The organism is Salinivibrio sp. SS3, assembly GCF_001722105.1.
Taxonomy (GTDB): Bacteria; Pseudomonadota; Gammaproteobacteria; order Enterobacterales; family Vibrionaceae; genus Salinivibrio; species Salinivibrio kushneri.
In genome coordinates this window covers 88,141-112,224 of record NZ_MEBQ01000007.1, presented here as the reverse complement: position 1 = coordinate 112,224, position 24,084 = coordinate 88,141, and the positions used below count along the sequence as shown (strand labels likewise).

Annotated in this window: 19 protein-coding genes; 5 read left to right on the top strand and 14 right to left on the bottom strand. The window is 51.3% G+C overall.

The features are described from left to right. Positions 1 to 19 precede the first annotated feature (19 nt). The 6 genes from fadD to BGL48_RS03865 form a co-directional block, all read right to left on the bottom strand. Positions 20 to 1,711: a long-chain-fatty-acid--CoA ligase FadD gene (fadD, locus tag BGL48_RS03890; RefSeq protein WP_069361428.1), complete on the bottom strand. Its 1,692-nt coding sequence runs from the start codon at positions 1,709 to 1,711 to the stop codon at positions 20 to 22. Positions 1,712 to 1,832: 121 nt separating this feature from the next. After that, on the bottom strand, positions 1,833 to 2,807 hold the full coding sequence (locus tag BGL48_RS03885) for an alpha/beta fold hydrolase (protein ID WP_255377315.1): 975 nt from the start codon (positions 2,805 to 2,807) through the stop codon (positions 1,833 to 1,835). Positions 2,808 to 2,825: 18 nt separating this feature from the next. Then, the gene (locus tag BGL48_RS03880) at positions 2,826 to 3,371 is read right to left on the bottom strand and encodes a Slp family lipoprotein (RefSeq protein ID WP_069361427.1); all 546 of its coding nucleotides are present in this window, start codon (positions 3,369 to 3,371) and stop codon (positions 2,826 to 2,828) included. A gap of 22 nt (positions 3,372 to 3,393) precedes the next feature. Continuing rightward, positions 3,394 to 3,696 carry a hypothetical protein gene (locus BGL48_RS03875; protein WP_069361426.1) on the bottom strand — a complete coding sequence of 101 codons (303 nt, stop codon included), beginning with the start codon at positions 3,694 to 3,696 and terminating at the stop codon, positions 3,394 to 3,396. 32 nt (positions 3,697 to 3,728) lie between these two features. Further along, a complete protein-coding gene (tsaB, locus tag BGL48_RS03870) occupies positions 3,729 to 4,424 on the bottom strand; it encodes a tRNA (adenosine(37)-N6)-threonylcarbamoyltransferase complex dimerization subunit type 1 TsaB (RefSeq protein ID WP_069361425.1) in 696 nt (231 codons plus the stop codon). Then, the gene (locus tag BGL48_RS03865; RefSeq protein WP_069361424.1) at positions 4,425 to 6,389 is read right to left on the bottom strand and encodes an ATP-dependent DNA helicase; all 1,965 of its coding nucleotides are present in this window, start codon (positions 6,387 to 6,389) and stop codon (positions 4,425 to 4,427) included. Between the two features lie 159 nt (positions 6,390 to 6,548). Here BGL48_RS03865 and purU point away from each other — a divergent pair, with 159 nt between their 5' ends. Beyond that, entirely contained in the window at positions 6,549 to 7,382 is an 834-nt protein-coding gene (gene purU, locus BGL48_RS03860) for a formyltetrahydrofolate deformylase (RefSeq protein WP_069361423.1), read from the top strand. 448 nt (positions 7,383 to 7,830) lie between these two features. Continuing rightward, entirely contained in the window at positions 7,831 to 9,561 is a 1,731-nt protein-coding gene (argS, locus tag BGL48_RS03855; RefSeq protein WP_069361422.1) for an arginine--tRNA ligase, read from the top strand. Positions 9,562 to 9,634: 73 nt separating this feature from the next. Here the strand turns inward: argS and BGL48_RS03850 are convergent, their stop codons facing one another. Continuing rightward, a complete protein-coding gene (locus BGL48_RS03850; RefSeq protein ID WP_069361421.1) occupies positions 9,635 to 10,240 on the bottom strand; it encodes a DUF924 family protein in 606 nt (201 codons plus the stop codon). Between the two features lie 165 nt (positions 10,241 to 10,405). Between BGL48_RS03850 and BGL48_RS03845 the strand changes: the two genes are divergently transcribed. Beyond that, entirely contained in the window at positions 10,406 to 10,834 is a 429-nt protein-coding gene (locus tag BGL48_RS03845) for an HIT domain-containing protein (RefSeq protein ID WP_069361420.1), read from the top strand. 302 nt (positions 10,835 to 11,136) lie between these two features. On the opposite strand, the gene BGL48_RS03840 is transcribed toward BGL48_RS03845, so the two are convergent. From BGL48_RS03840 to znuA, 3 genes are all read right to left on the bottom strand, one after another. Continuing rightward, positions 11,137 to 13,833, bottom strand: a complete 2,697-nt coding sequence (locus BGL48_RS03840) for an AraC family transcriptional regulator (protein ID WP_176719633.1) — start codon at positions 13,831 to 13,833, stop codon at positions 11,137 to 11,139. A 134-nt stretch (positions 13,834 to 13,967) separates the two neighbouring features. Further along, positions 13,968 to 15,302, bottom strand: a complete 1,335-nt coding sequence (mepM, locus tag BGL48_RS03835) for a murein DD-endopeptidase MepM (RefSeq protein WP_069361418.1) — start codon at positions 15,300 to 15,302, stop codon at positions 13,968 to 13,970. After that, positions 15,286 to 16,182 (bottom strand): zinc ABC transporter substrate-binding protein ZnuA, encoded by an 897-nt coding sequence (gene znuA / locus BGL48_RS03830; RefSeq protein ID WP_069361417.1) that lies wholly within the window; start codon positions 16,180 to 16,182, stop codon positions 15,286 to 15,288. Before znuA ends, mepM begins: the two co-directional genes overlap by 17 nt. A gap of 81 nt (positions 16,183 to 16,263) precedes the next feature. Here znuA and znuC point away from each other — a divergent pair, with 81 nt between their 5' ends. Both znuC and znuB read left to right on the top strand, forming a co-directional pair. After that, positions 16,264 to 17,028 carry a zinc ABC transporter ATP-binding protein ZnuC gene (gene znuC / locus BGL48_RS03825; protein ID WP_069361416.1) on the top strand — a complete coding sequence of 255 codons (765 nt, stop codon included), beginning with the start codon at positions 16,264 to 16,266 and terminating at the stop codon, positions 17,026 to 17,028. After that, the gene (gene znuB / locus BGL48_RS03820; RefSeq protein ID WP_069361415.1) at positions 17,021 to 17,812 is read left to right on the top strand and encodes a zinc ABC transporter permease subunit ZnuB; all 792 of its coding nucleotides are present in this window, start codon (positions 17,021 to 17,023) and stop codon (positions 17,810 to 17,812) included. The genes znuC and znuB overlap by 8 nt, the downstream gene beginning before the upstream one ends. Before the next feature lie 70 nt (positions 17,813 to 17,882). Here the strand turns inward: znuB and sucD are convergent, their stop codons facing one another. From sucD to sucA, 4 genes are all read right to left on the bottom strand, one after another. Continuing rightward, positions 17,883 to 18,755 carry a succinate--CoA ligase subunit alpha gene (gene sucD, locus BGL48_RS03815; RefSeq protein ID WP_046073551.1) on the bottom strand — a complete coding sequence of 291 codons (873 nt, stop codon included), beginning with the start codon at positions 18,753 to 18,755 and terminating at the stop codon, positions 17,883 to 17,885. A gap of 2 nt (positions 18,756 to 18,757) precedes the next feature. Continuing rightward, positions 18,758 to 19,924 (bottom strand): ADP-forming succinate--CoA ligase subunit beta, encoded by a 1,167-nt coding sequence (gene sucC, locus BGL48_RS03810; RefSeq protein ID WP_069361414.1) that lies wholly within the window; start codon positions 19,922 to 19,924, stop codon positions 18,758 to 18,760. A gap of 105 nt (positions 19,925 to 20,029) precedes the next feature. Then, on the bottom strand, positions 20,030 to 21,238 hold the full coding sequence (gene odhB, locus BGL48_RS03805; RefSeq protein WP_069361413.1) for a 2-oxoglutarate dehydrogenase complex dihydrolipoyllysine-residue succinyltransferase: 1,209 nt from the start codon (positions 21,236 to 21,238) through the stop codon (positions 20,030 to 20,032). A 28-nt stretch (positions 21,239 to 21,266) separates the two neighbouring features. Further along, a complete protein-coding gene (sucA, locus tag BGL48_RS03800) occupies positions 21,267 to 24,077 on the bottom strand; it encodes a 2-oxoglutarate dehydrogenase E1 component (RefSeq protein WP_069361412.1) in 2,811 nt (936 codons plus the stop codon). Between the last annotated feature and the right edge of the window lie 7 nt (positions 24,078 to 24,084).

Genomic DNA, 24,084 nt, shown 5'->3' with positions numbered 1-24,084 from the left:
TTTTCTGGATCGGTTCGCATTAAGCTGACGCTTTTTGCTCGGTGGCTTGTGGTTCATCGCGTAGCTCTCGACGCAGAATTTTACCCACATTGGTTTTAGGCAGTTCATCTCTAAATTCCACCACCCGTGGCACCTTGTATCCAGTGAGGTGTTTGCGACAGTGCGCCACAAGATCATCTCGCGTAAGCGACGGATCTTTTTTGACCACACAAATTTTAACCACTTCCCCAGAATTCTCATCTGGCTGGCCAATGGCGGCAACTTCTAGCACCTTGTCATGCAACGCAACGACATCTTCCACTTCATTAGGATACACATTAAAACCAGAGACAAGGATCATGTCCTTTTTGCGATCGACAATATGTAAGAAACCATCATCATCGAACTGCACCACATCACCAGTGGCTAACCAACCTTGTTCGTCGATACTTTCTCGTGTCGCCTCTGGACGATTCCAATACCCTTGCATCACTTGCGGGCCACGCACTAACAACTCACCCGGCTGGTTGTCCGCCACATCGTCACCCTGATCATCGACGATGCGCACCTCGGTCGATGGCACGGGCAATCCAATGGAGCCGTTGTAGTCACGTAAATCATAAGGATAGGCCGCTACCAGTGGCGAACATTCCGTTAACCCGTATCCTTCAAGCAGATGCTTGCCAGTCAGCTTTTTCCAATTTTCCGCGACCGCCCTTTGCACGGCCATGCCACCACCGACGGTCAAGCGCAAGTTAGAAAAGTCCAACTCATGGAAGTCTTCGTTATGGAGCAGCGCATTAAACAGCGTGTTCACACCTGTAATGGCTGTAAACGGATACTTTTGTAGCTCTTTGACAAAACCTGGAATATCGCGTGGATTGGTGATCAGTAGATTTTGTCCACCCATTTCAATAAACAATAGGCAATTCACCGTGAGCGCGAAGACGTGATAAAGCGGCAATGCGGTGACCACTAACTCCTCACCTGCATTAAGTACCGGCTGATACGTCCCTTTAGCTTGATAAACGTTAGCTAACATATTTCTATGCGTGAGCACGGCGCCTTTCGCTAACCCCGTGGTGCCACCGGTATATTGTAAAAACGCAATGTCTTCGCCTTTCAAAAAAGGCTTCACATATTGCATACGTCGGCCTCGGCGCAGCGCTTGGCGCATGGAGGTGGCATGCGGCAAATGATACTTGGGCACCATTTTTTTGACGTATTTGACCACGAAGTTAACCAGGGTCCCTTTGGCACGTGGCAACTGTTCGCCCAAACTGGTCAGTACCACGTGTTTAACCGGCGTATTGTCGACCACTTTCTCTAGCGTGTGAGCAAAGTTACTCACAATCACAATCGCTTTTGCTCCGGCATCCGTTAATTGGTGCTCAAGCTCACGAGGGGTGTATAACGGGTTCACGTTCACGGCCACACAACCGGCTCGTAAAATACCAAACAAGGCAATCGGATATTGCAGCAAGTTCGGCATCATAATGGCAACGCGATCGCCTTTTTTCAATTTCAGCTCGTTTTGTAGATAGGCAGCAAACGCACGGCTGCGCTCTTCCAGTTTACGAAATGTCATGACCTGCCCCATATTCATGAAGGCAGTTTGATCCGCGTACTGCTGGACAGAATGTTCAAACATCTCGACCAGAGAGCGATGGGCATCTGGATCTATTTCCGCCGGCACGTCCGACGGGTAACGATTAAGCCATACCTTTTCCACTGGCTTTCTCCTATGTGTTAACTTGCAGGCTATTTTGCCTGCTTCGATCGACGCGAGGCATAATTCAAACAGGTGTTTAACCTGCCCACCATAGCGTTAACATTATTTTTACACGAGCATTTTAAGTGCGCGTTTGAATTTTGGTCACAAAATCCGTTATTAACGACACAGTTTGTTGCGGTTGCTGAAGGTGACAATGGTGTGTCCCGGGGATCTCAATGAGTGTCAATTGCTTAAACCACGTGGCTCGTTGCGCGGCATCGGCAGAGCGAAGCGCAGGATACCCATCTGTCGCGCGAATCGCCAGCACAGGGCACTCAATCGCTCGAATAATCGACTCTCCATGGCCGGGCGCCATGCGATACAGGGACTCACCACCAAGTTTGGGATCATGACGCCAACGCACACCATGGCTGCATGTCTCAATCCCGCGAGCAACCAGTGGCATCAATAACTGACCGGCGACTTTATTAATGGATGCGCGCAATTGTAGCGCCTTCATCGCAGAATCAAAGAGACGTGGTGTTTTTTGCACTGAATTTAAGCGCTGATTAAGACTTTTCGCCATGCGTTCGGTGATTTTATGTTCAGGTTCAACAATGGGCCCCAACGCTTCTATCGAGACAACCCCCGCGATCGACTCAGGAAAACTGGCCGCGTAACAGCTAGCCACTAACCCTCCCAATGAGTGCCCCACCAATATGACGGGCCCTGTTTTCTCCGATTGCGAATTCTCCGATTGCGAACAAGGTGTCTGGTGAAGGATTTGATGCAAACTGTCGAGATAATCGAAAAACGGGTAATGATAATCCCCGGCTTTATGCTCAGACAAACCATGCCCAGGCCAATCAAACATCAGTAACCCGTATTCTTGGGGCAGCATGGGGATCAGCGAATGAAAACTCGCCAGGTTGTCTTGCCAACCATGTAAAAAAACCAATGTTGGCGCTAAGCCGGTCGCCGGGCGTATTGCCGCTGCCACTGTCACATCATTAAGTCGCATCGAGGTCGGCGTTAAGCCAGACGATAACCCGAGTGCTGCCGGATCAGACGCCAATAATGCCTCGAATGTCTCCGTCAATGGCGGTGTCATCATCACGATCCCATTTGAGGGCTAATAAGGTAAACTAATCACGCTTTGCACCCGTCCCGTGCCAACGCCAATGCGCACTCGGGAGCAGTACAAGCCGTAGCAATAAGGTCTGTCATCATCAACCACATGCTGTTCAATATCCCAAAGCTGATGCCCTTTTACCCTAAGCACGGGGTAATCATAGGAGTAATCCCCCACTTTTCCCGCCTGACGGCCCTGAAAGTCGCCCAACACCGTTATTGGCCGGCCTTTGGCATAATCAGCCGGTTCAATAAAGCCAGTAAAAATCGCTTTGAAGCGCCCCAGTGAAGAGGCATCGATATCAGGCCGACCCGCTGTCGACGTGGGCAAGGCCACGATTTCAACCACGGAGTCCTGCTCACGATTATTCACCCCGACAATCAAGCCCCCAAGGCGTACCTCTTCTCCTTGATTTGCTTGGGTCATTTTCGCGACCACCGGGTATTCGGTCACGGGCTGGTCCATCCGGCCTTTTAATGACTCAGGCAAACTGGTACAGCCACTCAGTAATAGCACGCCGCATAAGGCAAACAAGTAAGATTTCATATCAGGCTCCTTTCACGCCACATCATACATAGATATCGACGCCCACTAAGTTGATCAGTTCCTCTCGCCTGGCTTGATTTAACACCGCGAAATAGGAAGCCATCGCTTGACGGCCGCGACCGTCCGGCAAATCATATTGCACGTACTCTTGCTTCGCCTGCTCGGCTTGCGCAATCGCGGCGGGATCGACACGTTGGCGCACCGCCTTAGCCACCTGTGTCGTCTTGGGCGTTTGCTTGCGCGTGGTTTGCGGCTTTTTGCCTGTGCGCTGGGGGTGGTTAGGCCGGTTTGTCTGTGGGGAGGATACACCGTTAATCGATACCATATTCACGTCCTATGCTGCCGGCCTCATGGGGGTTATTCGCGCCCGGGTAACTTTTTCCAAGTGACTTTGTCCCGCAGATATGTGGGGCTAGCAAGTTCCGCTGCGACCATGTCCCCCGCATGATACGCATGCTTAGCAATCTCCAGCATATCTTGTGCTTGGGGGTATAACACCTCTGACGACGCCGTCTGCAATGCCAAGCGAGCGGCTAGATCAGGATAGGCTGCCCAACCGGTTCCTGCCAATGTCCACACTCCCTCAGTACAGTCAGGGGTGAGTGCTTCCGGGGCGACGACCCTCTCTTCACCGACACACTGCCATGCGCCAGTGTCAGTCCGCCGATATTGGCCGACATAGAGTTCACTCATACGCGCATCAATCGCCGCCAGTACTTGGGTCGCGTTGTGTAGCCGATAGCTTTGTGCTGCCATCGCCGCCAATGTTGAGACACCAATCATGGGTACATCCGCCCCAAACGCTAAACCTTGTGCAATACCAATGCCAATACGCACACCGGTGAAGCTTCCTGGCCCGCGGCCAAATGCCAGCGCATCTAACTGCCCCAGTTCAACCCCCGCTTCTGCCAATACTTCATCAACCATGGGGAGGATCTTGTTGGTATGCTCACGCGGTGCAATTTCGCTGCGCGTGATAATCTGGTCATCACAGCACAGTGCGACAGAGCAGTTTTCGGTCGCCGTATCTACGGCCAATATTCGTAGCGTCATTTAACCCTCTATCGGTTGATCGAATGAATACGAGTTCATTATGTTGCTGTTGGTGTCACTGCCCGACAAAAAATCGTCGATGTGGTGTAAGTCCCGCGTGCGAGGGATCGCCGGCAAACTGCGCAAAAAGGTTGCGCCGTATGCGCGGGTCACCAATCGGTTGTCACAAATAACCAGTGCACCAAAATCTTGTTGATCCCGAATAAGACGCCCCACCCCTTGTTTTAGGGTGATCACCGCTTCGGGGATCTGTACCTGAGCAAAGGGATCGCCCCCTTGCAATTTACAATCTTCTATTCGTGCTTTTAATAAAGGATCATCGGGGGAGGCAAATGGGAGTTTATCGATGATCACACAACTAAGTGCTTGCCCACGCACATCAATGCCCTCCCAAAAGGCGCCCGTCGCCACCAGCAACGCATTGCCCAACGACAAATATTCTTTCAATAGGCGCTGCTTGGGCATCTCTCCTTGCATGAGGACGGGCAATGACAGCTGCTCACGAAACAAGGCTGATAGCTCTCGTACCATTTGATGCGACGTGCATAGGAAAAAGCAACGCCCTTGGTTACGTTCGATCACCGGTCCCAATAATGCGGCCAGTTTGTTGGCTCGACGAAAACTATTGGTTTCCGGCACGTGTCGGGGCACGCAAAGCCTCGCCTGATTGGGATAATCAAAGGGGCTTTCCAGCGTCATTTGCTGCTTAGCGTCAATCCCTAGGCGGTGGTTAAAGTGCGCGAAGTCCCCTTCAACAGCCAAGGTTGCGGAGGTAAAAATCCAAGCGCCCCCCTGTTCGGCCATTTGCTCACGAAAACGATCCGCCACCGATAAGGGGGTAATATTGAGGCTAAAGTGATGCCGCGTACATTCGTACCAGTAGGAGTACCCGGTGATTGAGGTGTCTTTTAAGCGTGCAAGCCGCGCTTTAAATAAGGTAATCCGGTCAAACGCAGCGTCAAGCAATTGACTTCGGCCGAGTGATAGTTTTACCACGTCATGGGCAAGATCGAGCGCGTCAGCCAATCGTACCAACTCTTTCTCTACGCTGGGCGAAGCCTGAAGTTCACGCCAATTACCTCGATATCCGGGCTCGCCCATCACCAAGCGCATATCCATCGCCGCTTGCGAAAGACGATCAGCGACTTTTTCCAGTTGACGCGTATCCCGTAGCTCAGTGCGATAGGCGATATGAATGTCTTTGGCAACATCTTGCAATTGTCGACTAGATAGCGATTGACCAAAATACTGACTGGCGATATCGGGCAGCTGGTGCGCTTCATCAAACACCATCACGTCTGCTTCTGGGATCAACTCGCCAAACCCCGTTTCTTTGATAGCAACATCAGCCAAAAAGAGGTGATGGTTAACCACCACCACGTCGGCATCCATCGCACGACGCCGCGCTTTGACCACGTAGCAATCTTCGTAGCTCGGGCAATCTTTACCAAGGCAATTGTCATTGGTGGACGTCACCACAGGGATCAGGGGGCTGTCTTCAGCCAGTGCGTCACATTCACTTAGATCCCCCGACTCGGTATGGGACGACCACTCACGAATTTTAACCAGCTGACTCAATTGCCCAGGCTCGCTGTCGGGACGATGGCACTCACTAATTTGTCGCTCGAGTCGCTCTGGACACAGGTAATTAACGCGACCTTTCAATAAGGCGGTCGTCCCTGTGTAGCCCAAGGCTGACTTCATCAGCGGTAAATCACGGTGGTAAAGCTGCTCTTGCAGATTTTTCGAGCCAGTGCTGATGATGGCCTTTTTACCACTTAATAAAACGGGGGCGAGATAGGCATAGGTTTTCCCGGTTCCTGTGCCCGCTTCCACCACTAGCTGGCCTTGGTCACGAATGGCCGTATCAACAGCAATCGCCATATCTGTTTGCGGCTGGCGAGGCACAAAACCATCAATCGCTTTAGCCAGCGCACCGGTGTCTGAGAAAACCTTACGGATCATTGTATAAATACACAGGGGGAAAGCCGCTATTATGCCAAACCCCTCTACGGGATGAAACCACTCCCCTGAGAAACCCGTGACGCATCGTAAAATCACTTTGACCTTGCGGCTGAGACAGGGTACAACCGAGGGTTTAGTCATCAGCAGTACACGACCAACATGGAACGAAAAACACTTCTCACGGACTGTCCTGACGCCCAAGGGCTCATCGCGACCATCACCAACATTTGCTATAAACATCAGCTCAACATTATTCACAACCGAGAGTATGTTGATAATGTCACTGGGCAGTTTTATATGCGCACTGAGCTAGAGGGGATTTTTAACGATCATACCCTGCTTCTCGACCTTGACCATGCGCTACCGCCTGGCAGCCAGCGCCAGCTGATTAGCTCGCGCCGCAAACGCGTCGTCATCATGGTCACCAAAGAATCCCACTGCCTCGGCGACATTCTAATGAAAGCTTATGATGGCTCGCTCGAGATTGATATTGCCGCAGTGGTGGGTAATTACGACAAACTACAACATCTGACTGAGCGCTTTGATATTCCTTTTCATTATGTCAGCCATGAAGGTCTGAGTCGTGAAGAGCACGAGCAAGCGATGCTCAAAGCGATTCAATCCCATCAGCCTGACTACATTATTCTCGCGAAATACATGCGAGTTCTGACACCTGACTTTGTCGCCCAGTATCCGCATCGCATCATCAATATCCATCACAGCTTTTTGCCTGCGTTTATCGGGGCCCGTCCCTACCACCAAGCATTCGAGCGTGGGGTTAAAATCATTGGCGCGACGGCGCATTTTGTCACTAATGATTTAGATGAGGGACCGATTATTGGCCAAGACGTGATTCATGTTGATCACAGCTTTAGCGCACAAGATATGGCCAAAGCAGGTCGAGATGTAGAAAAGAGCGTATTGAGTCAGGCCATCGAGTCTGTCACCGAGGACCGTGTGTTTGTCCATGGCAATAAAACCGTGATCTTGTAAAACGACAACATTGGTTGAGCCAGTGCTTAAGCACTGGCTTCGCTGGTAATGATTGGCGCGAGTGCATAAGGATGAAAGGCCAGCACTTCTAGCAACTGATTGATTTTATCTGTAAAAGCTGCTTGATCTCGCATCAGGGGTGTCCAATTGCTGGCATCATGCACAGTGACCTCTCAAGGTTTTAAGGTGCTCGTTGTCTTCCAGTCGCGAAAGATATCAAGGATGGTGTTGAATAACTATTGCCAATGCCTGCTGTTTTATGGGTATCATTAGGGATAATCCGCGTCGATTGACGTCATGGTTCGCAACAATACAGCATCCCGCCAACACTGTGTTTGCACGCTTGGTTACGTGGCAGTGCAGTGTTGGCGGATTCTTGTATTAATAAGCTGGAAGCCCACAAAACGGGTCATTCATAATCAGCCCGGCTAGTAGTAAAGGTAAGCAAGTGAATATTCAAAGTCTTCTTAACGAAAAAGTGTCTGCCGCGATGGTTGCGGCGGGTGCGCCTGAGGGCACGCCAGCGGCAGTGCGTCAGTCTGCGAAGCCACAATTTGGTGACTATCAAGCCAATGGTGTGATGGGCGCAGCCAAAAAGCTCGGTACAAATCCCCGTGAATTTGCCCAGAAAGTGTTGGACGCCCTCGATTTAGGTGATGTGGCGAGTAAAACAGAAATCGCTGGTCCTGGCTTTATCAATATCTTTTTGAATGATCAGTGGTTGGCAAAGCAAGCGGATGCCGCCCTGTCGGACGCACGCCTCGGTGTCGACAAACAAGACACACAAAACATTGTGGTGGACTATTCAGCCCCCAACGTGGCAAAAGAAATGCACGTTGGCCACCTTCGCTCCACCATTATTGGTGATGCTGTCGTACGCACACTGGAGTTTTTGGGTCACAACGTCACCCGCGCCAACCACCTAGGTGACTGGGGAACCCAGTTCGGCATGCTCATTGCCAACTTAGAATTACACGAGTCACGCGGTGACGATATTTCCATGGAGCTTGGCGATATCGAAAACTTCTATCGTGAATCCAAAGCCCGTTACGATGAAGATGACACCTTTGCTGCAACAGCGCGCGATTACGTGGTTCGCCTGCAGCGCGGCGATGCCTATTGCAAAGAAAAGTGGGAAAAACTGGTGAAAGTGACGTTGGAGCAAAACCAACGTAACTATGATCGCCTGAATGTTTCATTGAGCAATAAAGACGTGATGGGTGAAAGTCTGTATAACGATATGCTGCCCGGTATTGTTGAAGACTTAAAAGCCAAAGGGATTGCCGTAGAAGACGATGGCGCGCAAGTTGTCTTCCTCGACGAGTACAAAAACAAAGACGGCGAGCCAATGGGTGTGATCATCCAAAAACGTGATGGTGGCTATTTGTATACCACCACGGATATTGCTTGCGCTAAATATCGCTACGAGCAGTTCAATGCCGACCGTGTGCTCTACTTTATTGACTCACGCCAGCACCAGCACCTGATGCAAGCGTGGACCATTGTACGCAAAGCAGGCTATGTGCCGGACTCGGTCAGCCTTGAGCACCACGCTTTTGGCATGATGCTCGGCAAAGACGGTAAACCCTTTAAGACACGCTCAGGTGGCACCGTTCGTCTTGCTGACTTACTCGATGAAGCAGAAACGCGTGCTAAAGCGCTGATCGCTGAGAAAAATCCTGAGATGGATGCTGAGACGCAGCGCGATATCTCAACCACGGTGGCGATGGCAGCCGTCAAATATGCCGATCTGTCAAAGCATCGTACCACGGACTATATCTTCGACTGGGATCACATGCTGGCCTTCGAGGGCAACACCGCCCCTTATATGCAGTATGCCTATACACGTGTGGCGTCAGTCTTTGCCAAGTCTGGGGTTGACCGTGATGCGCTCGACGGTGAAATGCTGATTGAGCATGAGAAAGAAAAAGCGCTGGTCGCCAAACTGCTTCAGTTTGAAGAAGCGGTTAAATCGGTAGCGCGCGAGGGTCAACCTCACCTGATGTGTAGCTATCTGTTTGAGCTGGCTGGTTTATTCTCCAGCTTCTACGAAGCGTGCCCTATCTTGCTTTCTGAAGGGGACACTCGCCAAAGCCGCCTCAGAATGGCGGCATTGACGGCCAAGACCATCAAGCAAGGCTTAGATCTGTTGGGGATCGACACGCTAGAGCGCATGTAACCAGGTTGGCTTATCTGTGTTGTTCGGATAAGCACAGAAGCGCTGCGCCCACTTATTGCAAGTGGGCGCTTTTTTATCCCTGACCAAAATGCTGATCCGTTTCGCTAAGCCATAACCGTTCCTCGGGGGTCGATAACCGTCCCATCACCGCATTGCGATGAGGAAATCGACCAAAGGTGGCGATGATGTCGTAATGTTGGCGTGCATAATCAAAGCATTGTTGGTACCAAGCCGTTGCCTCCCCACTCACTTGCTGACGCAGTTGATCAAACCGAAACAATGCTTCTTCTTGGTCTGTTTCTTCTTCAGCATGCTCTAAGGGGAGATAGAAGAACACCCGCTGAAGCGGCGTTAAGGCTTGGTCGTCGCCTTTCGCCAGCCCTGCCTTACATAGCGCCAACGCCAAGGCATCATATCGATAGGCGGCTGCCAACCCGCGATATAAGTTTCGCGGGAATTGATCGAGCAGAATAATCAATGCCAAACGCCCCTCTGGGATCTGGGCCCAGTCATTTAATGTACCCGCGCCAGCGGCACTGACCCAAGATTGGAATCGCTCGCGAATCGCATCATCAACGTCTTGGCGACCGCCAAACCATCGTGCCTGCGCGGCGGACGAAGGAACCGACTCACTACGCTCGTCGCCAAACCAAAAAGCTAGGACGTCTTGATAGTGCATGCCACCTCCTCTCGCATTCGTCGACACATTTAGCTTTCAACATTGTGTTAAGCGTACTTGCTTTTTGTTTCTTATGAGGCGAATCCGCCTATTCGGTGAGGAGTTTGTGACCCAAAGGCAAGTTGTGATGTAAGCTAAGCACTCGCATTGCAATCAGGAGTTTATATGTCCTTTGTTCTCCACTCACGATTAGCCGCCGATAGCGCGTATGTCGGTGATTTCCCACTTTGTCAGTTACGCCTTGCGCATGCCGATATTGGTCCATGGCTTTTGCTGATCCCACGTAAGCGGGACATCGAAGAAATTCACCACCTTGACGATACTGAGCAGCAATCGCTGTGGCAAGAGTCGGCCATAGTCGCGCGCTGTCTTGAGCGTTTATTTCACCCTGACAAGCTCAATATCGCCGCGATTGGCAACCTGGTTCCCCAGCTCCATCTCCACCATGTTGCTCGGTTTAAAACGGATCCGGTATGGCCAAATCCGATTTGGGGCCACCTACAAGTGGGGCATCGTCCTCGTGAACAAGCCCAGCCCCTCATCGACCAGCTGAGAGAGACCCTCGCCGCCAGTGGATTAGTCATCAAGGCGTAAGTGCACTTCGTCATTTTCGTCAAAACCAAAATAAAAACGGCATAAGTAATTTTTTATCAATAGGTTAGCCGAAGATCTGTCAAAATGAGATTGGCGGTTTCGTCATAACAATACCAGCTCACATTAGGGTATATTGACGCCACTGGTTAAGGGAGTACACATCTGACCAGCCCCTTTTTTACCAGGGCGGTTCCCCGCCCTCGGCAGCAAGCGAAGGTGTCGTTGACACCCGTGGCATGGCTCCCCGGTTATGCCACGTTTTCTTTTACACGTATTTCGTTACCTGAGGTCTCACACCGGCGCTAGTCATCGATATCTGCCACGGTCACATCAGTCGTCGTGCGTCGATAATGCGAGGGACTAACACCAAAGTAGCTTTTAAACCGTTGGCTAAAGTAGGCCGGATCGCGATAGCCACACGCTTCAGCCACATCCGCCACGGCATGGCCATGCTGCAAGCGCGTAGCGGCATCACTCAGCCGTTTCTGCGTCACATAGGCGGTCACTGTCACACCAAAATACTGTCGACACTTACGTTGCAAATTACGCTCTGACATCGCTAACGCGCCAGCTATCTGAGCCATTGAAAAGTCAGGATCTTGGTACCTAGCCGCGATAACATTCTCAAACTCGGCGGTCCATTGCTGATTGGCTTGGCCTGAATCCAGTGCCAGTGATGAGGGCGATTCACATCCAAGAGGATATGTGGCAGCTGAGATGTCATCCCGCGACCCAGATGTGGGCACGCTCGATGTGTCTATGTGCACCGCCGACAAGTGACGTTGTCTCAAGGCTAAGATGACAGCCGCAAGCACCAGGCTCACAAAGCAGGCCAGTACCATGCCATTGATAATGTGAGGCAATAGAGGCAGGGAGACAGAGATGTCTAACACAGTATGGGAGGCGCCATCACGCGGGATAGCAATACGTAATTGATAGTGCCCGCCCACCATATTGGCCAAGGAAATCGTATCACTACCGGTTTGCTGCCAAGCAGCCAATTTATCAGCCATTGGCTGCCCAGCGTGCTGATAAGGCACGAGCTGATAATGTACGCGTGTCACTTGTCGTTCGGGTGGCCAACTCCCCCACGCGAGATAGGCGGGGCTTTGCTCGAGTAATGTCACCGCCGTTTGCTGTCGAGGGCCAATACGCCAACGCTTACGTTGCTGCCAAACAGCGCCAATCACGACGTTTGGCGGTTTACGCAAAGAAAAAGCCAATTGGTCAGTATCTATCTGGTAGGTATAATCCCCTGCCAGCAGCGTGAGCTGATGGGCTTGGGTCGCGTAACAGGCTACTTTTTCCGCCTCAGAGGGGAGACGAAATGTGCGCACAAACCCTCGCGGAGCAATGTGTACCAATGCTTGGTTACTGTAGGCCCATATGCCATCGCGGTTACCCGTGACACAGTGGAATCGCTCACCGGGTAGTGACAAGTAAACCAATGACGCGGCGTCTGGCGCGCTAGGATCGTATTGGTATAAGCCATGGGCACTGGTGAGCCATAAACGACCTCGTTCGTCGGTATACATATCCTGCACAGGTAGCCGGTCTTTTGCCAAGGGGACCGACTTAAACTGCCCCTCTCGATACCGTGTTAACCCATACTGATCACGGATCCAAACATTGCCGCGGCCATCATCATAAAAGCCTAACACCTTACCCGCGTGATGAGGCTGCCATCGTGTGCCATAACTGACTAACGTCTTTGTGTCCGGCCAGTAGCGCATCACCTGATCGCCAACCGATAACCAGATTGTGCCCTCGGCATCAGTATACAAATGCTCAGCAGGCAGGGTTGCCAACCGATCGGGGATGACGATGCTTGCCCCTGTTAGCGTATTAATCCCTTGCGTACCTGACGGTGTTGACCACCAAAGGCGCTGAGCGTCTCGGGTAGCACTGAGGTATTTGTCGCTTGGTACGACCGAGGGCGACGGTAGGGTGCGATACCCACTTAAATCGCGCCAACTGTCCCCCTCTAGCGCCCAAGGGTTACTTTGCGCCATAAAACCATGAGTAAACACGCTGGGGAAGACGCGGTGTTGATGAGTGATCCAACGTTGCCCTGGTGCACGGTAACGTGTCGCCTGATCGGTTGAAAACCAGATCCCCCCCTCAAAATCTGCCCATAAAAAAGTAATGCTTTGGCCAGCAATCCGCTGATCGCCTGGCTGCCAAGCCGGCGTCGCGACGCCATCGAGGGAAAGTCGAAATAACCCATTGTGATTAGCGGCCCACAACCCGCCCGACCCGACCGTCATTCTATGGTAGTTCCCACGAGTATTCAGCACGTGCTGGGCTTGTACTTGATTGCCCGACAATGCCAGCAGATAAACACGCTTTTCGGTACTGACCCATGCTCTGTCTTGTTTCGCCGTGATCGCTGTAATCGGCGTAGATAAACGTGTCAGTTGGCGTATCCCCCCGTCGCTGAATTGATATAAGCTTGTCCCGACCGCAAACAGTCGATGGCCCGCCGTGAACCACACATTATTGGCACGCCACGGACCCGTTCGCCACACGTGAAATTCCTTATCTTCCCGTTGATAGACGCTTATCTGGCCGCTTTGAATGTGCCATAGCGTATTATTGATCGTCGCCAGTCGTGGCGATTGGCGGGGGTGAGGCGCAGAATCAGTGCGCGTCTGTGCAACGGCATCGGGCAATGGGAAAGCGGTAAGCGTATTGGTACTTGGCTGGAAACGATAAACATGTTCTCTCCCTGCCATCCAAAGCGCCTGGTGAGCATACGCAATGGTCAGTATCTTTTCATCAGGCAAGGTAAGGGCATCGTTGAGTGGATGACGCTGATGGCCATCAAAAAAATAAATGCGTCCTTGGCTATCCAGCAGCCACATACCGCCAGATGACTGCACCGCCACATCACGGACATCACCGAGGCCATTAAGACCGCCGTATGACTGAAACGATGAGAGCAACGCATCATGCGCCTGCAAAGGTAGGCAAGGAAAGATGAGAGCCAGCCATAACAAACAGAGACATTGGCGTTTCATGTACGAGAAGAGAGACAGGTTGCAGGATTCAGTGACGTAGTGTCGTGCGACCTGCCTCTAAATAAAACCCTGCAACCCTAAATGTGAGCTAGGCCTCACATAATTGACACTCATTACCCATTTAATCGCTGCGCCAACGCCTGATGGGTACGTTTAGCTTGACGCTGAAACGCCCTACGCTCGTCATTAGGAACCGGATGCGCTTCAGGCAGCGGCACCTTCATCGCATTGACTGGGTGGCCATATTTGAGCAATTCGAAATGAAGATGGGGCCCCGTTGAGCGACCGGTATTACCACTCAAACCAATTCTCTGCCCCATCGACACATGATCGCCCGGCTTCACTAAAATCCGGTTTAAATGTAAGTATCGGGTAGAATACTCACGCCCGTGTTTGATCACCACGTAATTACCCGCTAACCGATGTTTGCGTGCTTTAACGACAACACCATCACCGGCGGCCAATACTGAGGTACCGACTGGCGTCGCGAAGTCAGTGCCATTATGCGGTGAAATACGCCCGGTGATCGGGTGTTTACGATGTGGGTTGAACGATGAGCTAATACGATAGCGCTTTGCGGTGGGATAACGACGGAGCGCGCGATCCAGACTCTGCCCTTGCTGATCATAAAAGCGTCCATCATGATGACGATAGACAAAAATGTCTCGACCGCCCGACTTGTAGAGCATGGCCGTGACCTTACCCGATGACACGGGTTTATTGTCAATAAACTCTCTGTTTACTTGTACCGCAAACTGGTCGCCGCGACGCGATTGACGTCCGAAGTCAAACCGCCACTGTAGCGCCGAGACCAGATTTTGAATCTGATTAGGCGTGAGTCCCGATTGGCGCGCCTGCTGATAAAAGCTACTGTTCACCCGTCCAATCAAGGTCACACTTTCAAACTCGCCTTTGGTTTCCAAACGCTGATAGTCAACGGTACCTTGTCCGAACTGGTAGTCGTCACGATATTTAATCGATTGATAAACGGTGAACGTCAACAGTTGACCTTCCTCGTCAACTTGCCATTCCATTTTTTGGCCACGGCGAATATCGCCAGCTTTATCGTTCACATCCAGCATTTGGTAGAGCTGACCGATAGACAGACCATACTGTGAGAAGATCTCGCCGAGTGTATCCCCTGCCGCGACGGTGTGGTGATGAACACGGGGCGCCTCAGATGTGATGTCTTGCTCGAGTGCGTCTTCAGGCACACTCAAAGCAGGATCGTTCGCATCCATGCTTTGCTCAATCGGTTCACTGTGATCCACTGTCGCCGGCTCTTGGCGTTGATTGACCGCCGGCAGTGATTGCCGTTCTTTGGGAGAAAACGGGTGGGGCTGCCACACCAGGGCAGCACCAACCAAAAGAGATAATGAAGCAAGAGCCAGCTTGTGCTGGCGAGGCAGTCTGGCTGTCACAGCGAGCCAGTTAGTCAGTAGTTTCATGCTTTAAACAACGTGTGAAACGATTTCCTAAATCTTTTAAAAACACCTGATAGCTATCAGGCGCTACCGGAATGGATGTCGCCAATGGATCCAAGGCAAGCACATTGACGTCATTGTGTCGTGTCACAGCATCAATCAGTGCGGGATTAAACTGCGGCTCAGTGAAGATACAGGTCGCGTCATGATTAAGCAAACCTCGGCGAATCGTCACCAGGGTTTTCGCCCCAGGCTTTTGACTGGGATCAACCGTAAAATGGCCTGTTTTTTCGAGGCCAAAAGCATCCTCAAAGTAACCATAGGCATCATGGAAGACAAAATACCCTGATTGAATACGGCTGGCGAGATCTTGCTGAATATCGGCAACGGTTTGATCAAGCTGTTCATTAAAGCGAGTCAGGTTGGCCTGATATTGCTCTGCTTTATCAGGCGCGGCCTCAATCAGTGCGTCTGTAATGGCTTGCGCCGCGACTCGGGTCGTTTTTGGTCCCAACCAAAGGTGCGGGTCAATATTGTGCTCGCCATGATCGTGACCATGATGATGATGGTGCCCGCCATCAAAATGGCGCAAAGGCATATTCTCGACCTGCGTCAAGGTCAATACCGACGGTTTATCTTCCAACAATTTAGACAGAAAAAGCTCTAGCTCGGGTCCCACCCAAACCGTCACATCCGCTTGGTTTAAACCGCGTATGTCCGATGGCTTTAGGGCATAGCTATGCGGTGATGCCCCCGGCGGCAACAACACATCGACGGTATCGTCTTGTGTCACAAGCCCTGCCGCGATCAGCTGTAAAGGCTTAATCGATGTCATTACCGACGTGGCTTGCGCAGGCAATGCCAGTAGTAGTGCAATAAATACCCCAATAATACGCGCAGTCATCTTTCCTCTCATTCTTATGTTTTCTCACTGGCGATAAATGTTATAATATAACAATTCTAATTCACAATGCTTTTTTTCACTATGACTGACTCGCTAGTCTCGCTCGATGCGGTGACGGTGACCTTCAATGGCCGCCATGTGCTGGACAAGGTTTCAATGCAACTAAAGCGTGGGCAAATTACCACGCTAATTGGCCCCAATGGCGCAGGAAAATCAACGCTTGTTAAAGCACTGATCGGTTTAGTTAAGCCGAGCGCTGGCAAAGTACAGATAGCCCGAGACGTAAAAATCGGTTATGTGCCTCAGAAGTTGCAGTTGAATCAAACCCTGCCACTCACGGTTGATCGCTTTATTCGTCTAGGCACACGCTATACCAATGCGCAGATTAGCCACGCGCTACAAACGGTCAATGCCGAATCCTTGCAATATGCGAATATGCATACTCTCTCTGGCGGTGAAACCCAACGCGTGCTGCTCGCCCGCGCGATTTTAAAGCACCCTGATGTGCTCGTATTAGATGAACCAGTACAAGGGGTTGATGTCAGTGGTCAGTTGGAGATGTATAGCCTGATTAGCCAGTTGCGCGATAGCCTTGGGTGCGCAGTACTCATGGTCTCACATGACTTGCATTTAGTCATGGCCAAAACCGATGAAGTGATTTGTTTGCAGCATCATGTCTGCTGCTCCGGTGAGCCCGATGCTATCTCGCAGCACCCTTCTTATGTGGCAATGTTTGGTCGCCAAACCAGTGAGCAACTTGCGCTCTACCACCACCATCATCATCATAAACATGATCTTGCAGGGCAACCTGTAAGCTGCGAACACCAAGAGCATCATCATGATTGAGTTCTTACTTGCCCCTATCATGGGCGGCTTATTGATCGCCGCCATAGCCGGCCCTTTGGGCTCATTTGTGGTCTGGCGGCGGATGGCCTACTTTGGCGATACCCTCGCTCACGCCTCACTGCTCGGGTTAGCGTTAGGCTTTTTGCTACAAATCGACTTAAACCTCGCACTCGTGATCACCTGTTTACTCCTAGCGGTTTTATTGGTGGGACTACAGCGCCAACATCTGGTCTCTACTGATACCTTGCTCGGTATATTGGCTCACAGTGCCCTGTCACTGGGGCTGGTCTCGGTAAGTTTTTTAGACAATATGCGCGTCGATCTCATGGCTTATTTGTTTGGCGACCTGTTGGCGGTCTCGTTTGCTGATCTTACATGGTTAGCGATCGGTGCCTGCCTAACACTGGGGGTGTTGGCCTATTACTGGGAGCAATTGCTATCGATGACCGTCAGCGAAGAGCTTGCCAAAGTAGAAGGTATTGCGGTAGAAAAGCTGCGGCTGCTGTTAATGTTACTGATAGGCTTGGTCATCGCGCTGGCAATGAAATTTGTTGGGGCGTTGATTATTACCTCCATGTTGATCATTCCCGCGGCAACGGCACGGCGTATCGCCTCAACCCCAGAGCAAATGGCCTCGTTTGCTAGCCTCATTGGGATGGCTGCGGTGATGCTAGGCATGGCAGGCTCTTGGTTTTATGACACGCCTGCAGGCCCGTCTGTGGTGGTGGCAGCAGCCAGTGTCTTTATGTTGGCTCAACTACTACCCAGTCGTTCAAACTCATAACAACAAAGTTGATTGCATAACAAAGCCGCTCATCAGAGCGGCTTTAATTGATGCGATTATATTGTCTGGCTTACCAGCTTGTTTTCTCGCGCAATGCTTTACCAATATCAGCCAGGCTTTTAACCGTCGTAACGCCCGCTGCTTCAAGGGCAGCAAATTTATCGTCTGCGGTTCCTTTACCACCAGAAATAATTGCTCCCGCATGACCCATGCGCTTACCTGGAGGTGCCGTTACCCCAGCAATATAAGCCACAACGGGCTTGGTCACATTGGCCTTAATGTAAGCCGCCGCTTCCTCTTCTGCTGTCCCGCCAATCTCACCGATCATCACGATCGCCTCGGTCGCCGGATCCTTTTCAAACATTTCTAAAATGTCGATAAAGTTTGAGCCTGGGATAGGGTCCCCACCAATGCCGACACAGGTAGACTGGCCAAAGCCTTCGTCAGTGGTTTGTTTGACGGCTTCATAGGTCAATGTGCCTGAGCGTGACACAATACCCACTTTGCCAGACTGATGAATGTGGCCTGGCATAATGCCGATCTTAGACTCATCCGGGGTGATCACACCTGGACAGTTAGGGCCAATCATCCGCACGCCTGCTTGATCTAGCTTCACTTTTACTTCCAGCATATCCAGCGTTGGGATACCTTCGGTAATACATACAATCAGCTCGATACCGGCATCGATCGCTTCTAGGATCGCGTCTTTACAAAAAGGGGCAGGGACATAAATCACTGATGCGGTCGCACCTGTCGCCTCGACCGCATCGGCCACCGTGTTAAACACAGGCAAACCTAGGTGTGTCGTACCGCCTTTACCCGGTGAGACACCGCCGACCATTTGTGTTCCATACTCAATCGCTTGCTCTGAATGAAACGTACCTTGTCCACCTGTAAAACCTTGGCAGATTACCTTGGTATCTTTATTAATCAGCACTGACATTGTTATTTACCCTCCGCGGCAGCAACGACTTTTTGAGCGGCTTCGGTTAGCGATGTTGCCGCAATGATATTCAAACCACTATCGGCCAGTTTCTTGGCACCGACATCAGCATTATTTCCCTCGAGGCGAACCACCACAGGAACTTTAACGCCAACTTCTTCGACCGCACCAATGATGCCATCTGCGATAAGATCGCAGCGCACAATACCGCCGAAGATATTCACCAAGACAGCCTTGACGTTGCTGTCAGACAGAATGATTTTAAACGCTTCTGTTACACGCTCTTTGGTCGCGCCACCACCCACATCGAGGAAGTTAGCTGGGCTGCCACCGTGTAAATTAACAATGTCCATGGTGCCCATGGCCAAGCCCGCGCCGTTAACCATGCAGCCAATGTTGCCGTCGAGCGCAACATAGTTAAGCTCCCACTGTGCGGCGTGGGCCTCTCGCTCATCATCTTGGCTCGGGTCGTGCATTGCACGTACCTTTGGCTGGCGATAAACAGCGTTGCTATCAATGGCCAATTTCGCATCCAAGCAGTGCAAGTTACCTTGGTCAGTAATAACCAGAGGGTTAACCTCAACCAATGCGATATCTTTATCCAAAAATAGCTGACCGATACCCACAAAGATTTTGGTAAACTGCTTAATTTGTTCACCTTCTAGGCCCAATTTAAACGCCAGTTGACGGCCCTGGTATGGTTGGGGACCCACGAGCGGATCGATCGATGCTTTATGGATTAGCTCAGGAGTTTCTTCCGCCACCTTCTCGATTTCAACACCGCCTTCAGTCGATGCCATAAAGACAACACGACGAGAGCCGCGATCGACAACCGCACCCAGATAAAGCTCTTTGGCAATATCGGTGCATGACTCAACCAAAATTTTGCTTACGGGTTGACCGTTTTCGTCGGTTTGAAAGGTCACCAGGTTTTTACCTAGCCATTGTTGCGCAAATTCGCGGATTTCTTCTTTGGAGTTGGCCAGTTTTACGCCACCCGCTTTACCACGGCCACCGGCGTGGACTTGGCATTTTACTACCCATTTGTTTCCGCCAATTTTATCGGCTGCTTCGGCAGCTTCTTGTGGAGTATCGCAAGCATAGCCCTCTGAAACTGGTAGACCATATTCAGCGAACAGCTGCTTTGACTGATATTCGTGCAGATTCATGATGTTCTATCCGTGTTAGTGTCCATTATTGTGTCTTTTTGCTTTCCAAGTGAGGGGACCTCCGTCCCCTCAAAATGACGCCCCCGCCAACACGGGGAAACGCCATTAAACGTCCAGAAGCAGACGTGTTGGGTCTTCTAGAAGTTCTTTGATGGTCACCAAGAAGCCTACCGATTCACGACCGTCAATCAAACGGTGATCATAAGAAAGCGCGAGGTACATCATCGGCAAGATTTCGACCTTGCCATCCACCGCCATCGGGCGGTCTTGGATCTTGTGCATGCCAAGAATGGCTGCTTGAGGAGGGTTAATGATCGGCGTTGACATTAATGAGCCAAACACACCGCCATTAGTGAGGGTGAAGTTACCGCCTGTCAGTTCATCAACGGTGAGCTTGCCATCACGGCCTTTAATCGCCAAATCGCGAATGCCCTTTTCAATATCCGCAAAGCCCAGCTTGTCGCAATCGCGCAGCACTGGTGTGACCAAGCCACGTGGTGTGGATACCGCCATGCTGACATCAAAATAGTTATGATAAACGATATCATCACCATCGATGGACGCGTTGACTTCTGGGTAACGCTTCAAGGCCTCTACCACCGCTTTGACATAGAAAGACATAAAGCCGAGGCGAATATCGTGACGCTCTTCGAAGCTGTCACGGTATTGCTTACGCAGGTCCATGATTGGCTTCATGTTCACTTCGTTGAACGTGGTGAGCATCGCGGTACTGTTTTTCGCTTCTAACAAGCGCTCAGCGACACGCTTACGCAGACGCGTCATTGGCACACGCTTCTCGCCGCGTTCCGCCACAGGTGGCACGTCTTGGCTTTGTGCTTTTTGCTCACCCTGCTCTGGCTGGCTCTTAAGGTGTGCTTCAACATCTTCTCGCGTAATGCGTCCACCCACGCCTGTGCCTTTCACTGCGTCTGCTGAGAGATCATGCTCCGCGAGCAAACGACGTACCGCGGGACTTAACGCGTCGTTCGTCTCCTCCTCAAGAGAAGCCGTATGGCGCTTGTCAGGTGAAGACTCTGATTGTGCAGGAACGTCTTTGGTTGGCTCACCTGCGACGGCACCTTCTTTGATCTTAGCGATGGCCTGTTTCGCTAATACGGTTGACCCTTCATCTTCAATGATGGACTCCAACACCCCATCAGCAGGGGCAGGCACTTCCAGCACGACCTTATCTGTTTCAATATCAACCAGTACTTCGTCACGGGTTACCGAGTCACCTGGCTGTTTGTGCCATGTGGCAATGGTTGCGTCAGCCACAGATTCGGGTAAATCGGGAACCAGAATGTCGATTGTCATATCGTATTTATCCTTAATGTTCTAGTTCTTACTTTAGGGTCAGAGCGTCTTGAACTAACGCTTTTTGTTGTTTCTGGTGTACAGACATATAACCTACCGCAGGTGATGCCGATGCCGAGCGTCCGGCATAGGTTAACGTGGCATCTTTGGGTAAGGCTGCACGGAAGTTGTGCTGGCTGCTGTACCACGCCCCTTGGTTTTGTGGCTCTTCTTGACACCATACAAAGTCTTTCGCATTGCTATAAGGCGCAATCGCATTTTTTACCGCTTCTAGAGGGAATGGATAAAGCTGCTCAATACGGATAATGGCAACATCATCAATCTCTTGCTCTCGGCGTGCTTGTAGCAAATCATAATAGACTTTGCCCGAGCACATCACCACGCGTTTCACTTTGCTTGGCTCAAGGTCATCCATCTCGCCAATGGCAGGCATGAAGTCACCCTCGGTCAGATCTTCCAAGTTAGACACACACAGTGGGTGACGTAACAGCGATTTGGGTGACATCACGATCAAAGGACGACGCATGGGGCGCACCACTTGCCGACGCAACATATGGTAGACCTGCGCGGGGCTCGATGGCACAACGACTTGCATGTTTTGCTCAGCACACAGTTGCAAGTAACGCTCCAAACGTGCTGACGAGTGCTCAGGTCCCTGCCCTTCATAGCCATGAGGAAGCAGCATGGTCAGGCCACACATACGGCGCCATTTTTGTTCACCGGAACTGATGAACTGGTCAATCACTACTTGCGCACCATTGCCGAAATCACCAAACTGCGCTTCCCACACGGTTAAACCGCCTGGCTCTGCCGTTGCGTAACCGTACTCAAATGCCAGTACCGCTTCTTCCGATAACACGGAGTCGAAGATCTCGAATGGCCCTTGTTTGTCATGGATATTCGCAAGTGGCAAATACGTGCTGCCATCTTCTTGATTATGAAGCACCGCATGACGGTGGAAGAAGGTACCGCGGCCTGAGTCTTGACCCGTAATCCGGATACGTTTGCCATCATCGACCAAGGTGGCATAAGCAAGGGTCTCAGCCATCCCCCAATCAACCATCTTTTCGCCTTCTACCATCGCTTTGCGATCTTTGTAGAGCTTGGCAACACGGCTGTGGAGCTTATGACTGTCTGGCAGTTGGCAAATACGATGGCCCAGCTCTTTCAGGCGCTTAGCATCGAACTTATTGGCCCACTCTACCGTCCAATCGTGGCCTAGATAAGGCGTCCAGTCGACAGAATGCAACACCATGGGTCGCCACTCTTTCACCACGCACTCACCACTGTCGAGAAGATCACGATACTCATTGATCATCTCCGTGGCTTTTTCGAGGTTAGCGATACCTTGTTGATCCAATACATCAGCATACAGCTTACGCGGAGTGGGATGCTTTTTGATCTTTTGGTACATCATCGGCTGAGTCGCATTGGGCTCATCCGCTTCGTTGTGGCCGTGGCGACGGTAACAAACCAAATCAATGACCACATCACGCTTAAACTCATTGCGAAAATCGAGTGCCAAGCGCGAGACAAAAGCCACCGCTTCGGGATCGTCGGCATTGACGTGGAAAATAGGCGCCTGCACCATCTTAGCGATATCTGTACAGTATTGCGTCGAGCGTGAATCAGCCGGATTCGACGTGGTAAACCCAATTTGGTTATTGACCACGATGCGCACGGTGCCGCCAACTTGGAAGCCTCGCGCTTGCGACATGTTGAAGGTCTCTTGTACCACCCCTTGCCCAGCAATAGACGCATCACCGTGGATGGTGATCGGGAGGACACTCGACCCAGTATCGTCTTCTAATCGGTCTTGACGAGCACGCACAGACCCCATCACCACTGGATTGACAATTTCAAGGTGTGAAGGGTTAAACGCCAAGGCAAGGTGCACATCACCGCCCGGTGTCGCGAAGTCAGATGAAAAGCCCTGGTGATACTTCACATCGCCCGTGCCCCAGGTATCGTCTTGCTTACCCGCGAACTCGTCGAACAACTCAGAGGGCTTTTTGCCTAGCACATTCACCAGCACGTTGAGACGGCCACGGTGAGCCATACCGACCACGACTTCTCGTGCGCCCTCGCTACCTGCGTGGCGAATCAGCTCTTTCAGCATCGGGATCAGCGAATCACCGCCCTCAAGAGAGAACCGCTTAGCGCCGGGGAATTTGGCCCCCAGATAACGTTCGAGGCCTTCAGCTGCGGTGAGCTCTTCCAAAAAGGTCAGTTTCTCTTGCTCGGTAAACTGCGGCTGTCCAACCACAGACTCCAGGCGACCTTGGATCCAGCGCTTTTCTTCGGTATCGGTAATGTGCATGTATTCTGCACCGATCGACCCACAATAGGTCTTTTCAAGTGCATCATACAGCTCACCCAATTGCATATTGTCTTTACCAATCGCAAATGAGCCGACGTTGAAGGTTTCGTTGAAGTCCTGCTCATTAAGAGAGTGAAAAGCAGGCGACAGATCTGGTACAGGTTTACGTTTCCATAGTCCGAGAGGATCTAGGCTGGCCTGTTGGTGGCCGCGGAAACGGAAAGCATTAATCAGTTGGAGAACTTTAACTTGTTTCGCGTCTACGTCTGGATCATTGACTGAAGCACTTGCACGCGATGTATCGGTAGCTAAGCGTCGAAAGTAATCACGAACACGAGAGTGGGGTTGTTCTACCGCGGTGTCACTCACCACTGGTAGCTGGTCGAAGACCGCTCTCCATTCTTGATCAACTAACTCCGGGTCACTGAGGTACATTTCGTAGAGATCTTCTACGTACGTTGCATTGGCGCCAGCCAAATGAGAAGACTCTATCCAAGCCTTCATCACGCCATTTTGCATTGTTATC

What these genes read in the sequence shown, in the direction of transcription:
- BGL48_RS03885 (WP_255377315.1), bottom strand. Translation starts at nt 2,807, where the DNA reads ATGATGACACCGCCATTGACGGAGACATTCGAGGCATTATTGGCGTCT.
- BGL48_RS03880 (WP_069361427.1), bottom strand. Translation starts at nt 3,371, where the DNA reads ATGAAATCTTACTTGTTTGCCTTATGCGGCGTGCTATTACTGAGTGGC.
- BGL48_RS03875 (WP_069361426.1), bottom strand. Translation starts at nt 3,696, where the DNA reads ATGGTATCGATTAACGGTGTATCCTCCCCACAGACAAACCGGCCTAAC.
- tsaB (WP_069361425.1), bottom strand. Translation starts at nt 4,424, where the DNA reads ATGACGCTACGAATATTGGCCGTAGATACGGCGACCGAAAACTGCTCT.
- BGL48_RS03865 (WP_069361424.1), bottom strand. Translation starts at nt 6,389, where the DNA reads ATGATCCGTAAGGTTTTCTCAGACACCGGTGCGCTGGCTAAAGCGATT.
- purU (WP_069361423.1), top strand. Translation starts at nt 6,549, where the DNA reads ATGGAACGAAAAACACTTCTCACGGACTGTCCTGACGCCCAAGGGCTC.
- BGL48_RS03850 (WP_069361421.1), bottom strand. Translation starts at nt 10,240, where the DNA reads ATGCACTATCAAGACGTCCTAGCTTTTTGGTTTGGCGACGAGCGTAGT.
- BGL48_RS03845 (WP_069361420.1), top strand. Translation starts at nt 10,406, where the DNA reads ATGTCCTTTGTTCTCCACTCACGATTAGCCGCCGATAGCGCGTATGTC.
- mepM (WP_069361418.1), bottom strand. Translation starts at nt 15,302, where the DNA reads ATGAAACTACTGACTAACTGGCTCGCTGTGACAGCCAGACTGCCTCGC.
- znuA (WP_069361417.1), bottom strand. Translation starts at nt 16,182, where the DNA reads ATGACTGCGCGTATTATTGGGGTATTTATTGCACTACTACTGGCATTG.
- znuC (WP_069361416.1), top strand. Translation starts at nt 16,264, where the DNA reads ATGACTGACTCGCTAGTCTCGCTCGATGCGGTGACGGTGACCTTCAAT.
- znuB (WP_069361415.1), top strand. Translation starts at nt 17,021, where the DNA reads ATGATTGAGTTCTTACTTGCCCCTATCATGGGCGGCTTATTGATCGCC.
- sucD (WP_046073551.1), bottom strand. Translation starts at nt 18,755, where the DNA reads ATGTCAGTGCTGATTAATAAAGATACCAAGGTAATCTGCCAAGGTTTT.
- sucC (WP_069361414.1), bottom strand. Translation starts at nt 19,924, where the DNA reads ATGAATCTGCACGAATATCAGTCAAAGCAGCTGTTCGCTGAATATGGT.
- odhB (WP_069361413.1), bottom strand. Translation starts at nt 21,238, where the DNA reads ATGACAATCGACATTCTGGTTCCCGATTTACCCGAATCTGTGGCTGAC.
- sucA (WP_069361412.1), bottom strand. Translation starts at nt 24,077, where the DNA reads ATGCAAAATGGCGTGATGAAGGCTTGGATAGAGTCTTCTCATTTGGCT.